The 568-nt window shown below is 31.7% G+C and carries 1 protein-coding gene; it reads right to left on the bottom strand.

Going from position 1 to position 568, the window contains the following annotated elements:
• A partial coding sequence (tnpA, locus tag ANHYDRO_RS06950) for an IS200/IS605 family transposase (RefSeq protein ID WP_004814996.1) occupies positions 1 to 407 on the bottom strand: 407 nt, incomplete at its 3' end.
• Between the last annotated feature and the right edge of the window lie 161 nt (positions 408 to 568).

Here is a 568-nt window from a genome sequence, read left to right as displayed (position 1 = left end):
TCAGTGTAATAATCTTCTTTTAATTGATTTTGTATATATTCTTTTATTTTCTTTTCATTTCTTCCTACTGTATCTACATAATATCCTCTACACCAAAAGTGTCTGTTGCCATATTTATATTTTAGGTTTGCGTGTCTATCGAATATTATCAGTGAACTTTTTCCTTTTAAATATCCCATTATTTGTGATATTGAGTACTTTGGTGGTATTTCTACCAGCATATGGATATGATCTGGACATAACTCTGCTTCTATTATGTTTATCCCTTTTCTTGAGCATAATTCTCGAAGTATGCTGCCTATGTCTTTTCTTAATTGTCTATATATTTCTTGTCTTCTGTATTTTGGTGCAAATACTATATGGTATTTGTATCTCCAACTTGTATGTGATAAAGTATTTTTATCCATGATTACCTCCTTGTTTAATTGTGCATGTGACTATCACAATTATACATTAAGGAGGTTTTCTTGGTGCTTAAAGCTAAAGCTTAATACCTCCACCTGCATAGCAGGTGGTTTTTTGTTTCGCTCTCTTTCGTTCGCTCAACTCACTTAAGTGGACAAAAAAA

This window comes from Anaerococcus hydrogenalis DSM 7454, from assembly GCF_000173355.1.
GTDB lineage: Bacteria > Bacillota > Clostridia > Tissierellales > Peptoniphilaceae > Anaerococcus > Anaerococcus hydrogenalis.
This window is presented reverse-complemented; position numbering and strand designations above follow the sequence as displayed.